The organism is Burkholderia sp. GbtcB21, from assembly GCF_019091065.1.
In the GTDB taxonomy this organism is placed as follows: Bacteria; Pseudomonadota; Gammaproteobacteria; order Burkholderiales; family Burkholderiaceae; genus Burkholderia; species Burkholderia pyrrocinia_C.
The window spans coordinates 1-13,963 of the sequence record NZ_JAGXKA010000026.1 but is presented as its reverse complement, the minus strand read 5'-3'; the positions used below and the strand labels follow the sequence as shown (position 1 = coordinate 13,963).

Annotated in this window: 11 protein-coding genes; 7 read left to right on the top strand and 4 right to left on the bottom strand. The window is 68.0% G+C overall.

Features of this window, described 5'->3' with window-relative positions:
* Positions 1-15: 15 nt before the first annotated feature.
* Together KVT39_RS33975 and KVT39_RS33970 are read right to left on the bottom strand one after the other, a co-directional pair.
* Positions 16-804 carry an SDR family oxidoreductase gene (locus KVT39_RS33975; protein ID WP_217591126.1) on the bottom strand — a complete coding sequence of 263 codons (789 nt, stop codon included), beginning with the start codon at positions 802-804 and terminating at the stop codon, positions 16-18.
* 40 nt (positions 805-844) lie between these two features.
* Positions 845-2,092 (bottom strand): dienelactone hydrolase family protein, encoded by a 1,248-nt coding sequence (locus KVT39_RS33970; RefSeq protein ID WP_217591125.1) that lies wholly within the window; start codon positions 2,090-2,092, stop codon positions 845-847.
* 364 nt (positions 2,093-2,456) lie between these two features.
* Between KVT39_RS33970 and KVT39_RS33965 the strand changes: the two genes are divergently transcribed.
* Positions 2,457-3,482, top strand: a complete 1,026-nt coding sequence (locus KVT39_RS33965) for an AraC family transcriptional regulator (RefSeq protein WP_217591124.1) — start codon at positions 2,457-2,459, stop codon at positions 3,480-3,482.
* A gap of 43 nt (positions 3,483-3,525) precedes the next feature.
* Here the strand turns inward: KVT39_RS33965 and KVT39_RS33960 are convergent, their stop codons facing one another.
* On the bottom strand, positions 3,526-4,542 hold the full coding sequence (locus KVT39_RS33960; RefSeq protein WP_105390930.1) for a LacI family DNA-binding transcriptional regulator: 1,017 nt from the start codon (positions 4,540-4,542) through the stop codon (positions 3,526-3,528).
* Between the two features lie 235 nt (positions 4,543-4,777).
* Here KVT39_RS33960 and KVT39_RS33955 point away from each other — a divergent pair, with 235 nt between their 5' ends.
* The 6 genes from KVT39_RS33955 to KVT39_RS33930 all read left to right on the top strand — a co-directional run bounded on the left by KVT39_RS33955 (position 4,778) and on the right by KVT39_RS33930 (position 12,702).
* The gene (locus KVT39_RS33955; protein ID WP_131946497.1) at positions 4,778-5,932 is read left to right on the top strand and encodes an ABC transporter ATP-binding protein; all 1,155 of its coding nucleotides are present in this window, start codon (positions 4,778-4,780) and stop codon (positions 5,930-5,932) included.
* 63 nt (positions 5,933-5,995) lie between these two features.
* A complete protein-coding gene (locus tag KVT39_RS33950; RefSeq protein ID WP_034182309.1) occupies positions 5,996-7,234 on the top strand; it encodes an ABC transporter substrate-binding protein in 1,239 nt (412 codons plus the stop codon).
* Between the two features lie 76 nt (positions 7,235-7,310).
* Positions 7,311-8,228: a carbohydrate ABC transporter permease gene (locus KVT39_RS33945; RefSeq protein ID WP_217591123.1), complete on the top strand. Its 918-nt coding sequence runs from the start codon at positions 7,311-7,313 to the stop codon at positions 8,226-8,228.
* A 297-nt stretch (positions 8,229-8,525) separates the two neighbouring features.
* Complete coding sequence (locus KVT39_RS33940; RefSeq protein ID WP_131945663.1) at positions 8,526-9,377, top strand: carbohydrate ABC transporter permease; 852 nt, start codon at positions 8,526-8,528, stop codon at positions 9,375-9,377.
* A gap of 36 nt (positions 9,378-9,413) precedes the next feature.
* Positions 9,414-11,384, top strand: a complete 1,971-nt coding sequence (locus KVT39_RS33935) for a beta-galactosidase (protein WP_217591122.1) — start codon at positions 9,414-9,416, stop codon at positions 11,382-11,384.
* A gap of 4 nt (positions 11,385-11,388) precedes the next feature.
* A complete protein-coding gene (locus KVT39_RS33930; RefSeq protein WP_217591121.1) occupies positions 11,389-12,702 on the top strand; it encodes an MFS transporter in 1,314 nt (437 codons plus the stop codon).
* 27 nt (positions 12,703-12,729) lie between these two features.
* Here KVT39_RS33930 and KVT39_RS33925 read toward each other — a convergent pair whose 3' ends face one another.
* Positions 12,730-13,893: an arabinogalactan endo-1,4-beta-galactosidase gene (locus KVT39_RS33925; RefSeq protein WP_217591120.1), complete on the bottom strand. Its 1,164-nt coding sequence runs from the start codon at positions 13,891-13,893 to the stop codon at positions 12,730-12,732.
* Positions 13,894-13,963 lie beyond the last annotated feature (70 nt).

The window sequence follows — 13,963 nt, the reverse complement described above, 5'->3', positions numbered from 1 at the left end:
GGCGGCGGGCAGCGGTCATTCCGCCAGGCGCGGAATGGCCGGCACCGCCTGCTCGGGGCCCATCGCGGAATAACCGCCGTCCACCGCGTAGTCGGCGCCCGTCACGAAGCTCGCCGCGTCGCTGCACAGGAACGTCACGACCTGCGCGACCTCCGACGGATCGCCGACCCGGCCGAGCAGGTGAAACGGCGCGGCGACGCGGTCGGTCTTCGCGCGGTCGCCGTGCGTCATCTCGTCCATCACGCGCGACCACGTCCACCCCGGCGATACCGAGTTGACGCGAATGCGGTCGGGCGCGAGATCCATCGCCATGCTGCGCGTGAGCTGGCGGATCGCCGCCTTGGACGTCGGATACAGCCAGCGGCCGGTTTGCGCGCACTGGGCCGAGATCGAGCTGAAGTTCACGATCGCGCCGCCGCCGCGCCGGACCATGTGCGGATGAACGGCCTTCGCCAGCATCGCCGCCGACACGACGTTCACGTCCATCGCGGCGAGCCAGTCGTTGCGGGTCGCCTGGATGCCGTTGTCGACGTAGCTGCACGCGAGGTTGACGAGCACGTCGATCGCGCCGAACCGCTCGACGATGGCCGACACCGCGCGCTCGATCGCGTGGTCGTCGGTGATGTCGATCGCGACGAACATCGCGCGTTCGCCGAGCGAATCGGCGACGCGCGCGCCGTTCTCGGTATCGAGATCGAGTATTGCGACGCACGCGCCGGCGCGGGTCAGGTCCTGCGCGACCGCGGCGCCGATCAGCGTGGCGCCGCCGGTGACGATCGCGACTTTGCCTGCAAGGGCAGTCATGGGGTATCTCCCGGAATCGATGGGTGGGGGAAGGGCCGCGTCAATGCGCGCCCGTCGGCGGTTCGCTGTCCTGCCAGCGGCGCATCAGGCCGTTCGACGGCACGGTCTCGTCGAGCAGCTTGCGCGCCGTTTCGACGCCCGCGACCGGCAGGCCGGCCGGATCGAGCAGGCCAACCTGCACGAGCACGCTCGCCTGATCCCAATAGATGTGTTCGTGATAGAGCTTGTCGCCGCGAAATTTCACGATCGCGACGAGCGGGATCTCGACGCGCTTGCCGGTCGGCGCGACGCCCGGCAGCATCCAGTCGATCTCGGTGGTGTGCGTGAAGCAGAACAGCAGTTCGTCGACGATCTGGCTCGCGCCGATCGTGCGCGAGATCGGCGTGATCGTGGTGTCGGGCGGGTTCGCATGCACGAAGTGATGCGTGTAGAAACGCTTGAGCTCGTCGTAGCCGACGCCGCCCGTCAGCGTCGGAATATGGTTGACGTACGGCTCGGCGACCATCGTGGCCATCGTCGCGTCGACGTTGCGCGTGTCGAACTCGTGCAGCAGATGCGCTTCCCACAGCGCGGAGAGGTCGTAGTGCGGGCCGAGCGCGGCGCGGAACGCGGCGATCGAGCGCTGATGCGCCATGGCCGCGGCGGCCTTGTCGAAATGATCGCCGCCGATGCGCGCGAACGCGTGATCGACGCCCGGATACACATACACCTCGACGCCGTCGCGCCCGGACAGCGCTTCGGTAATGCGCCGCTGCGCGTCGGGCGGGCAGAAGCGGTCCTGCGCCGCGATCTGCAGCACGAGCCGACCGCGCAGCTGCACGGCCTCGTCCAGCGCATGCTCGATGCCGACGCCGTAATAGCTGACCGCGGCGGCCACGCCCGGCAGCCGGCAGGCGGCGAGATACGCGAGCTTGCCGCCGAGGCAGTAGCCGAGCACGCCGGCTTCGCCCGTGCATTCCGGCCGTTGCGTGAGCACGCGCAGCGCGGCGCCGATGTCCTCGACGCCCTTGTTCTCGTCGTACTCGCGGTAAAGCGCCATCGCGCGCTCGAAATCGGCAGCGGAATCGCCGAGTTCGATCCCCGGAGACTGGCGCCAGAACAGGTCGGGCACGAGCACCGCGTAGCCTTCCTCCGCGTAGTAGTCGGCGGTTGCCCGCATGGTCGCGTTCGCGCCGAAGATCTCGTGACACAGCACGATGCCCGGCCCGCTGCCGCCGGCCGGCGTACTCAGGTAGCCGCGAAACGTTCCGCCGTCCGGCGACGGAATCTCGATGTGACGTCCTTTCATGTGTCCCTCCATGCTGTTTGTTTCCGTGACGGGCCCAGTATTGGCGGCCGAAACGCGCGCTTCTATCCGCTTTCTTCGGCCGGTATCCGCGAACTCCGGAAACCTGACGATCCGGCCGCCGCGCCCGGGCGGGCGCGCGGCTGAACCGCGGGTGTGTGCGGGTATGTGCGGATACGGAAGCCCCGCACAGTTTTCTACGATGCGCGAACGGTCCGGTTCTTGCGTTGGTTGCGCGGGACTTGCGGGTTCGGATGGCCGGACTGTCCGGATACTCCGGGCGCTATCCGGATCGTGCAGCGGGATTCCCCAATACCGGGAACGCATGCACGGCGCGAGTGCGATCGAGCATGACGGGAGAACTTCGATGGCGCAAATTTCAGAAACCGGCTGGCTTGCCGACGCCGCCTGTTTCAATCACGACAACCTGATGCTGCAGTCGGACGATGTCGACGAGGTGCGCGCACGCGTCGCCGATGTGTTCAAGCCGCACCGGCTCACGCCGATCGGCGAATCGCGCGCGTTGCACAGCTGCATGCACCATGCGCGCTGGGGCAACCTGTCGCTGAACCTGCTCGATTACGGCGGCGGCGTCAGCATCGAGCCGGGGCCGCTCGAGCATTTCTTCCTGTTGCAGATTCCGCTGCGCGGCGACGCGGAGATCGAGTGCGGCTCGACGCGCTTCGTGTCGTCGCCGGGCACCGCGTCGCTGATCTCGCCGACGCTGCCGCTCAAGATGCGGTGGGGCGACGCGTGCCCGCAAGTCATCCTGCGCATCGAGCGCGAGGTGATGGAGCGCCACGCGCAGCGGCATTTCGGCGACGATCGGCGCGCACCGGTCGAATTCGAACCGGAATTCGGCCTGTCGTCACCGCAGGGGACGTGTCTGGCCCAGATGCTGCCGATCCTCGCCGGCGCGATCGCGACGGATGCGCATCCGCTGCGTCATCCGCTCGCGTTCGAGCAGCTCGAATCGACGTTGCTCAACCTGCTGCTGCACGGCCAGCCGAACAGCGCGCGCGACGGCACGCGGCACCTGCCGATGGCGCTCGCGCCGTTCTATGTGCGGCGCGTCGAGGAATACATCCGTGCGCATCTCGACGAGCCGCTGACGATCGAACGGCTCGCCGAACTCGCCGGCGTCAGCCCGAGCACGCTGTTCGCCGGCTTCCGCAATCGCCACGGGATTACGCCGATGGGCTTCGTGCGGCAGTTGCGGCTGCAACATGTGCGCGAGGAACTGCTGGCCGACGATACGCCGGGGCTCGCGTCGGTCACCGACGTCGCGCTGAAATGGGGATTCGCGCACCTCGGGCGCTTCGCGATCGAATACAAGCGGGCGTTCGGGGAGTCGCCGTCGGCGACGCTCAGGTTGCGGCGGGTGCGGGGGTGATGGAGGAAACGACGGGCTCGCATTCGGCGCGCCCGTCAGTCGATCATCGGGCCGGTGCCGTACCGGTCGACTCGCGCACGACGAGCTCCGGCGTGCCGATCGTATGCACGGCCGCAGTCGGCTCGATGCCGTCGATCATGTCGAGCGTCAGCGCGATCGCGCGCGCGGCAATCAATGATGTCGGGAATCGGACCGTCGTCAGCGCGGGGCGGAACTGGTGGGCGAGCTGGATATCGGTCATGCCGACGATCGAAAGGTCGGCCGGCACGCGCCGGCCAAGATCGGCCGCCGCCTGCATCGCGCCGATCGCCATCAGGTCGTTGGTCGCGAACAGCGCGGTGACGCCGGGCTTCGCGCGCAGCAGCGCGGCGGCCGCCTCGTAGCCACCCTCGATCGAATCGTGCGCGGACACGGTCGTCACCGCGTCCGGCGCATGGCCGCGAGCCGCGAGTTCGTCGGTGAAGCCGCGCAGCCGCATCGACTGCGGGCCGCCCGAACCCTTGCCGACGAGTGCGCCGAATGCGCGATGCCGCAGCCCGGACAGGTGGGCAGCGGCGAGCGCGCCCGCCGCCGCGAAATCGACGGTCACGCAGGGCAGCGTGCGCGACGCGTGCACATGCTCCCACATGCACAGCACGATCGCCGCGCCATGGCGCGCGATGTCGGCAAGTTCGGCCTCGGCGAGGTCGGTGTTCATCACGATCGCGCCGGCCGCAAGCGTGCCGGCGATCCGCTCGAGGTAGTTGCGCGTGATCGCCGGGTCGTCGTCGGTGTTGGACACCAGCAGATAATGGCCGCGCTTGCGCGCCTCGCGCTCGGCGGCGAGCACGAACTCCGGATAGAACGGGTTCGTGATGTTCGACAGCATCAGCGCGAGCGTCGACGTGCGGCCTTCGGCGAGCGCACGCGCGGTGAGATTCGGTCGATAGCCGAGTTCGCGAATCGCCGCCATCACGCGTTCGACGGTCGCCGGCTTCACTTTCTGAGGATTCCGTAACACGTTCGAGACCGTCGCCGCGGTCACGTTCGCGCGTCGCGCGACTTCCGCGAGCGTCACCATGCGCGGCCCCCGGCCGGTCGGGAAGCGTCGTGCGGGAACGGGGAAGCGTGGGTGTGTTTGCTCATATTCTGGGAGTGCGTCCCACAAGTTGCACAGGGACAGGCGATACGCTAATTTCTCGACACATCACATGAAGGAGACAACATGGTACGGCGAACCGGGCGGATCGCGCCATCAAAATTTAAGCGTTTAAATTTTCCGATTCGACGCGCGTGATTTGGCAGAGGAGGGCGTGATGACCGCCATTTCATTGAAGGATGTCTCGAAGCGCTACGGCGACCATGCGCCGGTGCTGCGCAACGTGAACCTCGAGATTGAGTCGCACGAGTTCTGCGTGTTTCTCGGTCCGTCGGGCTGCGGCAAATCCACGTTGCTGCGGATGATCGCGGGGCTCGAGGACGTGAGCGAAGGCGAGCTGCGGATCGGCGGCGCGCGCATGAACGACACGCCGCCCGCCGAGCGCGGCGTCGCGATGGTGTTCCAGAGCTATGCGCTGTTTCCGCACATGACCGTGTTCGACAACATCGGCTTCGGGTTGCGCATCGCCGGCGTGCCGAAGGACGAGATCCGCCGCCGCGTGACCGAGGCCGCGCGCGTGCTGCAGCTCGACGCGCTGCTGGAGCGCAAGCCGAAGGCGCTGTCGGGCGGCCAGCGGCAGCGCGTCGCGATCGGCCGCGCGATCGTGCGCGAGCCGCGCGTGTTCCTGTTCGACGAGCCGCTGTCGAATCTCGACGCGACGCTGCGCGGGCAGACGCGTGTCGAGATCGCGCGCCTGCATGCACGCTTCTCGCAGTCGAGCTCCGTGTATGTGACGCACGATCAGATCGAGGCGATGACGCTGGCCGACCGGATCGTGCTGCTGCACGCGGGCGACGACGTCGCGCGCTTCGGCAGCATCGCGCAGGCCGGTGCGCCGCTCGAGCTGTATCACCGGCCGGCCAACCGCTTCGTTGCAGGCTTCATCGGCTCGCCGCGAATGAACTTCCTGCCGGCGGCCGTCGTATCGAGCGATGCGCACGGATGCCGCCTGCGCGTCGACGGCACGGACGAGGTGTTGACGCTGCACGACCGTCCGTTGCCGTCCGGCATCGGCCCCGGCGCGCGCATCACGCTCGGCATCCGTCCCGAGCATCTGTCCGTCGGCCCGGCCGGCGACGCCGGGCTGCCCGCGATCGTGCGCGATGTCGCGCTGGTCGAGCAACTGGGCGAGGCCGCCTACGTGCATCTCGATCACCCTGGCGGCGTGCCGCTGCTCGCGAAGCTGCCGGGGCAGGCCGCGCTGCGGCGCGGCGAGCGTCATGCGTTCAGCGTGCCGCCGTCGTGCTGCCACCTGTTCGACGAGGCCGGCATCGCGGTGCCGGCCGTTCGTGCCGAGGCGGAATTCGCATAGCGGCGCGGCGCCGATCCGCCGCGCGCGACGCGGCATCCATCACACCAATACCAGGAGACAACGATGAGACTTCGTGCGAGCCAACTGCTGCTTGCCCTGACGACCGCCGCCGCACTGGCGGCAGGGGCCGCCGACGCGGGTACGCTCAAGGTGAACGTAGCCTCGCGTGGCAACCAGCGCGCGACGTGGCAAGCGGTGTTCGACCAGTTCCGCAAAGCGAATCCGGACATCGACCTGAAGGTCAGCTACGTCGCCGAGGAGGCGTACAAGGTGCAGATGTCCGGCTGGCTCGCGACCGATCCGCCCGACGTGCTGAGCTGGAACAACGGCGAGCGGCTCGCTTATTTCGCGAAGCGCGGGCTGATCGAGGATCTGAGTCAGGACTGGCAGAAGAACGGCTGGAACGATACGTATGCGGCCGTGAAGCAGTCGTCGACTTACGGCGGCAAGCTCTACAGTTTGCCGCTCGGTTACGACGCCTATGGCCTGTTCTACCGCAAGGACCTGTTCGAGAAGGCCGGCATTCACGGCGAGCCGGCCGACTGGCCGCAGTTTCTCGACGCATGCCGCAAGCTGAAGGCGGCGGGCATTGCGCCGATCGCGGTGGCCGCGCGCGATGCGTGGACGCTTGCCGCATGGTTCGACTACCTCGACCTGCGGATCAACGGCTACGCGTTCCACCAGAAGCTGATGGCGGGCGATGTCGCTTATACCGATCCGCGCGTGCGTGCGGTGTACGCGGCATGGAAGAAGCTGATCGACGACAAGTATTTCATCGACAACGCGCTGTCCTACGACGTCGATGCGCTGAGCCCGCTGATCGTCAACGGTCAGGCCGCGATGACGCTGATGGGCACCTGGTATTCGGCGGGCCTGCTGAGCGCGGCGCGCAACCCGATCGGCTTCTTCCGCTTCCCGGCGATCGACGCGTCGGTGCCGCTTGCGGAGGACGGTCCGGTCAACGTGATGGTCGTCCCGGCGAAGGCGCACAACAAGGCGGATGCACGCCGCCTGCTTGCGTTCATGGGGCAGCCTGCGATCAACGGCGAGTTCGCGAAGGGCATGGGCCAGTTGCCGTCGAACAACAAGGCGCCCGAGCCGCAGGACCCGATCTCGAAGATCGGCTTCCGCACGCTGGCCGCGACGCAGGGCGGCATCGCGCAGTTCTACGACCGCGACATGACGAAGGAAATGGCGGACGAGGGGATGAAGGCGATGCAGCAGTTCCTGTCCGACCCGGCGCAACTCGACGCGATCCTGCAGCGCCTCGAGCAGACCCGCAAGCGCATCTACCGGAAGTAGCGTGCGGACCGGATCGGCCGCGGCCGGTCCGGCGCTCCGTTGTCGTCGTCATGTTCGTTTCGTCGAAGGTCACCTCATGTCAACCAGCCTGTCCGAAGGCGCCGTGCGTCGCGACGCCGGCCCGCAGCGGCATGCGCGCGCGTCGCTCGCGCGCCGGCGCAACCGTGCCGCACTGCTGTTCGTGCTGCCGGGTTTCGCGCTCTTCACCGTGTTCGTGCTGTATCCGATCGTCAGCAGCATCTGGCTGAGCTTCCATCACTGGGACGGGATGACGCCGATGACGTATGCAGGGCTCGACAATTATCGCGAGCTGCTGCAGTCCGACACGTTCTACGTCGCGCTGAAGAACAACGTGCTGTGGCTCGCGCTGTTCCTCGCCGCACCGCCGCTCGGTCTCGCGCTCGCGCTGTACCTGAACCAGAACGTGTTCGGGATCCGGCTCGTGAAGTCGCTGTTCTTCGCGCCGTTCGTGCTGCCGGGCGTCGTCGTCGGCCTGGTGTTCTCGTGGTTCTACGATCCGACTTTCGGGCTGCTGAAGCTGCTCGTCGGGCACGGCATCCCGGTGCTCGGCGATCCGCACTATGCGACCTACGGTGTGATCGTCGCGGCGCTGTGGCCGCAGATCCCGTTCTGCATGATCCTCTACCTGACCGGGCTTACCGGCATCAACGGCGAGATCGTCGAGGCCGCACGGATGGAAGGCGCGCGCGGCTTCACGCTGCTGTGGCACGTGATCCTGCCGCAGCTGCGCCCGGCCACCTTCATGGCGGTGGTGCTGACCGTGATCGGCGCGCTGCGCAGCTTCGACCTGATCTCCGTGATGACGGGCGGCGGCCCGTTCGACAGCTCGACCGTGCTCGCGTACTTCATGGTCGACCAGGCGATCAAGTACTACCGCGAAGGCTATTCGGCCGCGATCGCGGTGGTGCTGTTCGCGATCATGCTCGTCTATCTCGTGTGGCAGCTGCGCAAGCTGGTGCGCGTCGAATCTTAGGGTCTGTTTACATATGGAACGCACATGCGAATGCCCGAAATCGCGCGTAGGGCAAGAAGTGAGGAGCGCCGTTTGGCCGAGCCAAACAAGCGACGAGCGACGCCGCCATACGCGCGATTTCGGGCATTCCCGTGACATGAATTTTCTAATTTGGGGTTGCCACGAGAACGGCCGCTCGCCGCGTTGCGCTCCTTGGCGATACGTCAGTATTCGCGGCGTCGCGCGCCTCGCGAGCGGCCGTTCTCGTGGCAACGCATGCGCGTTCCATATGTAAACAGACCCTAAGGATTGCGATTCATGTACCCGATGCCCGTATCACGCTGGGGACGCTCGTCCCGCTGGCTGTACCGCCTGTCGCTGCCGTGCGCGCTCGTGCTATGGCTCGTGCCGCTGCTCGCGGTGCTCGTCACGTCGATTCGTTCGACCGACGAGGTCATGGCCGGCCATTACTGGGGCTGGCCGAAGCAGTTCGCATTCGTCGACAACTACGGCACCGCGCTCACGCAGACGCCGATGCTCCACTACTTCGCGAACAGCATGCTGATCACGCTGCCGTCGGTCGCCGCGTCGATCCTGCTCGCGTCGCTTGCGGGCCACGCGCTCGCGAACTTCCGGTTCCGCGGCAACGTCGTGCTGCTCGGGTTGTTCGTCGCCGGCAATTTCGTGCCGATCCAGATCCTGATGATTCCGGTGCGCCAGATCATGCTCGGCATCGGGCTCTACAACACCGTGTGGGCGCTCGTGCTGTTCCATACCGCGTTTCAGACGGGCTTCTGCACGCTGTTCCTGCGCAACTTCATCCGCGAGCTGCCGTTCGAGCTGATCGAAGCCGCGCGCGTCGAAGGCGCGTCCGAATGGGCGATCTACTGGCGCGTCGTGCTGCCGCTCGTGCGGCCGGCGCTCGCGGCGCTTGCGATCCTCGTGTTCACGTTCGTGTGGAACGACTACTTCTGGGCGCTGTGCCTCACGCAAGGCGACGACGCGGCACCGATCACCGTCGGCGTCGCCGCGCTCAAGGGGCAGTGGACCACCGCATGGAACCTCGTGTCGGCCGGTTCGGTGCTCGCTGCGCTGCCGTCGGTGCTGATGTTCTTCGCGATGCAGAAGCACTTCGTCGCGGGGCTCACGTTCGGCGCGACCAAGGGCTGATCCGTCCAATCCTCTTTCTTCTGCAAGGAATCCACGATGCAACTCGGCGTTTGCTACTACCCCGAACACTGGCCGCGCGAACAATGGGATCGCGACGCGCGGCGGATGGCCGAACTCGGCCTGACCCGCGTACGGATCGCCGAATTCGCGTGGAGCCGGATGGAGCCGGAGCCCGGCCGCTACGACTGGGCGTGGCTCGACGAAGCGATCGACACGCTCGCCAGACAGCAGTTGAAGATCGTGCTCGGCACGCCGACCGCGGCACCGCCGAAATGGCTGGTAGACCGTCATCCGGAGATCCTGCCGGTCGGCGCGGACGGCGCCGTCCGGCAGTTCGGCTCGCGCCGCCACTACGACATCTCGAGCCCCGTCTATCGCGAGCACTGCGTGCGGATCGCCGACGCGATGGCGCGGCGCTACGGCGCGCATCCGGCCGTGATCGCGTGGCAGACCGACAACGAACTCGGCTGCCACAACACGCTGCCGAGCTACACGCGTGCGGCGCTCGAAGGCTTTCGCGCGTGGCTCGCCGTGCGCTACGGCGACGTCGGCGCGTTGAACCGTGCGTGGGGCAACGTGTTCTGGAGCATGGAATATCGCGGTTTCGACGAGATCGAATTGCCGCGCCATACGCCGACCGACGCGAATCCCGCCCACGTGCTCGACTTCCGGCGCTTTCAGTCGGACGAGGTCGCGCGCTTCCATGCGGTGCAGGTCGATGCGATCCGCGCGCACGCGCCGGGGCGCGACGTGCTGCACAACTTCATGGGCTTTTTCACCGAATTCGATCACTACGCGTTCGCGCGCAGTGGCCTCGATGTCGCCGCGTGGGACAGCTATCCGGTGCCGCGCACCGAAGTGCTGCCGCTCGACGAGCAGGACAAGCATCGCTGGGCCCGCACGGGCCATCCGGACGTGTCGGCGTTCTCGCACGACCTGTATCGCGGCGTCGGCAACGGCCGGATGTGGGTGATGGAGCAACAGGCGGGGCCCGTCAACTGGGGGCCGTACAACCCGGTGCCGCACGCCGGCGCGGTGCGGCTGTGGACGTGGGAAGCGTTCGCGCACGGCGCGGAGCTCGTGTCGTATTTCCGCTGGCGGCAGTATCCGCACGCGCAGGAGCAACTGCATTCCGGGCTCAATACGCCCGATGACCGCCTGTCGCCCGGCGGGTACGAAGTGGCGCGCGTCGCCCGCGAGCTTGCGACGTTCGATCCCGCGCTCGTTGCAGGCGAACGCACATCGGCGCGCGTCGCGCTGCTGTTCGACTACGAAGCCGACTGGATGATCCGGATCCAGCCGCACGGCGTCGATTTCGACTATCAGCAGCATGCGTTCGACTGGTATCGCGCACTGCGCGAGCTGGGGCTCGACGTCGACATCGTCGCGGCCGATGCCGACGTATCGCGTTATGCGCTGGTCGTCGCGCCGACGCTGCCGGTCGTCCCGGACCGCGTCGTCGAGCAGGTCGCCGGCAGCGGCACGCACTGGCTGTTCGGGCCGCGCACGGGTTCGCGCACGGCCGACTTCGCGATCGTGCCGGGCCTGGCGCCCGGCAAGCTGCGCGACGTGCTGCCGGTGCGGATCGCTCAGGTCGAATCGTTGCGGCCATCGCTGGCGCCGCGTGTCGCGTTCGACGGCGTCGAAGGCCACGCGGTGAAATGGCGCGATCACGTCGACACGGACGCGGCGGCCGGAGTCGACGTGCTCGCGGCGTTCGACGACGGCGTGCCGGCGCTGGTGCGGCGCGCTCACGTGACGATGGCGACCGCGTGCTTCGATCGCGCGCTGTTGCGTGCGATCGTCGGCCGCTGCGCACGCGATGCCGGGTTGCCCGTGGCGGCGCTGCCCGACGGCCTGCGATTGCGCCGGCGCGGGCGCGTCGTGTTCGCGCTGAACTACGGCGACGCGCCATGCACGCTGCCTGCACCGGCCGGCGCGCGATTCGTGCTCGGCGGCCCGGAACTCGGCGCAGTCGACGTGGCCGCGTGGGTCGAGCCGGACTGACGCGATGCGGTCGCTACGGTCGCTGCGGTCGCATTTTGCGGGCCTGGCCGGGATCGCGCATTTCGTTCCGCTGTCCGCCGCGGCGCTGATGCTTGGTGTCGCGATGTCGTTTACCGCACCGTACCTGTCGCTGTTCGGCGTCGAGGCGGTCGGAATGTCGCCGTTTCTCGCAGGTGTGTTCATGACGCTGATCGCGGCGAGCGGCGTCGTCGCGAGCACGTGGGCCGGCCGCTGGTCCGATCGCCGCGACCGGCACCGGCCGCTGCTCGTCGCGTCGCTCGCGGCCGCCGCGCTCGGGTTCGCGCTGCTGTGCGTGTTGCGCGCACCGATGGCCGTGATCGCGGCCGGCACGATCCTGCTCGGCGCGGGCGCCGTGTCGCTGTCGCAGATCTTCTCGTTCGCGCGCGCGGTGCTGCCGGTCGACGACGATGCGCAGCGTGAGCTCGCGTCGGCCGCGCTGCGCACGATGCTGTCGGTCGCATGGGTATTCGGCCCCGCGCTCGGCGCGCTGATACTCGCGCAGGCGGGCTTCACCGGGCTCTTTCTCGCGGCCGCCGCCGGCTTTGTCGCGTGCGCGGCGATCGTCGCGTGCATTCCGGAACCCGCGCGCCGGCCTGCTGCGGCCGATGCGGGCAGGTCCACGACGGCGAGCGCATCCGGCGGCGATCCGGTGCCGCCGGACGGGGCAGCGCCGGCGGTCGCCGCACCGCGTGCGGTCGTGCTGCGCACGCTTGCCGCGCTCATGCTGATCGGGCTCGCGGCGAACGCGACGATGATCGTGCTGCCGCTGTATATCGTGCGCGGGCTGGGCGGCACGCCGACCAACGTGTCGGCCGCGCTCGGTCTCGCTGCGTTGCTCGAGATCCCGATGATGCTGTGGCTCGGCATCCGTTCGACACGGCTGAACAAGGCGCGCTGGCTGACTGCGTGTGCGGCCGTGCATGCTGCGTACTTCGTCGGGCTCGCGGCGGTCACGCACGTCGATGCGATCCTGCCGCTGCAACTGCTGAGCGCATGCGTGGTCGCGATCACGTCGTGCCTCGGCATGACGCGCGTGTGCGACCTGATGCCCGCGCGCCCCGGCACCGCGACCGCGATGTTCTTCAGTACCGCGCGCGTCGGCTCGATCGTGTCGGGCGTGCTGTCGGGCGCGTTCGTCGACCTGTTCGGTTATCGCGCGACGTTCGCGGGTTGCGGCGCACTCGCACTCGTGGCGCTCGCGCTGCTCGTTCACGATGCACGCGATCCGCAGGCCGGCATGACACGTGCGGCAGGTGCGTCGAAGCAGCCGCGCCGCCGCTTCGACGCGCCGCACTGACGCGCTGCGCGCCAGTGCGGCGGCAGGTCAGCGTTGCCGGAACGCGTCGAGCGACGACAGCGCACGGCCGTGGAAGTCGAACAGCGTGTTGTTGTCCCACTGATCGCCCGCGCCGAGTTTCCAGCCGACCCCCGGCGTCGGGATCCATTCCGGCTCCCACCAGAACACGCCCTTGCCGCGATGACCCGGCACACCCTTCACGATGTCGACCACCGCCGCGAGGAACTGCGCCTGCCCGGCCGGCGAAGGCGGGAATGCGGTCGAGCCGGTGTTCGTCATCGAGTTCGGCTCCGAGTCGCCGTCGCTGGTGGTCCACGGATACGCGGTTTCGACGACGATCAGTTCCTTGTCGTAACGCACCGCGAGGTCGTTCGCGTTGTTGCGCAGGTCGTCGAGCGAGCCTTGCCATTGCGGGTAGTAGGACAGGCCGATCACGTCGAACGCGACACCGCGCTGCGTCGCGCTGTCGAACCACCAGCGGCTCTTCCCGTTGTCGCCGCCGCTGTCGATGTGCAGCATCACCTTGATGCGCGGATCGACGGCCTTCACCGCGTCGTGGCCCGTCTTCAGCAATTGAGCGAGGTTGTCCCACTGGTCGTAGCGCCCGAGCGGCCACAGCATGCCGCCCGTGATCTCGTTGCCGATCTGCACCCACTCGGGCCGCACGCCGGCGCGTGCAAGCCGGCGCAGCACGTCGGTCGTGTACGCGGACAGCAGCGCGCAGGTGTCGGCCAGGTTCTTGCCGGCCCACGCATGCGGCGGGTATTGCTTGCCGGGGTCGGCCCACCAGTCGCTGTAGTGGAAGTCGATCAGGATGCGCATCCCGAGCGCGGCCGCGCGTCGCGCCAGCGCAATCACGTGCGCCGCATCGTTGTAGCCGGCCGCGGCGCTCTGGTTCGCGGGAAAGAAATCCGGGTTGCCGGGATCGTTCCAGACCTTGATGCGGATCGCGTCGACGCCGTGCGCGCGCAGGATCTTCAGGCAGTCGCCCGGGGCGCCGTCACGGTCGAAGAAGGTTGCGCCATGGGCTTCGAGTTCCGGCAGCGTCGAGATGTCGGCGCCCATTGCGAACGGGCTCGCCGCCGTACCGCGCGCCGTGCGTTGCGCGAAGGCCGGCAGCGGGCCGGCCAGGTCGAGGCACGCGAGCGCCGCGGTTGAAACGCTCCAGCGCAACATCGATCGTCTGTTCATCAGATGCTCCGAGAAACCCCGTCCTTCAGGGCGGGGAGGAAAGGAGCGCCGCTGTTTGACAGCGGCATTC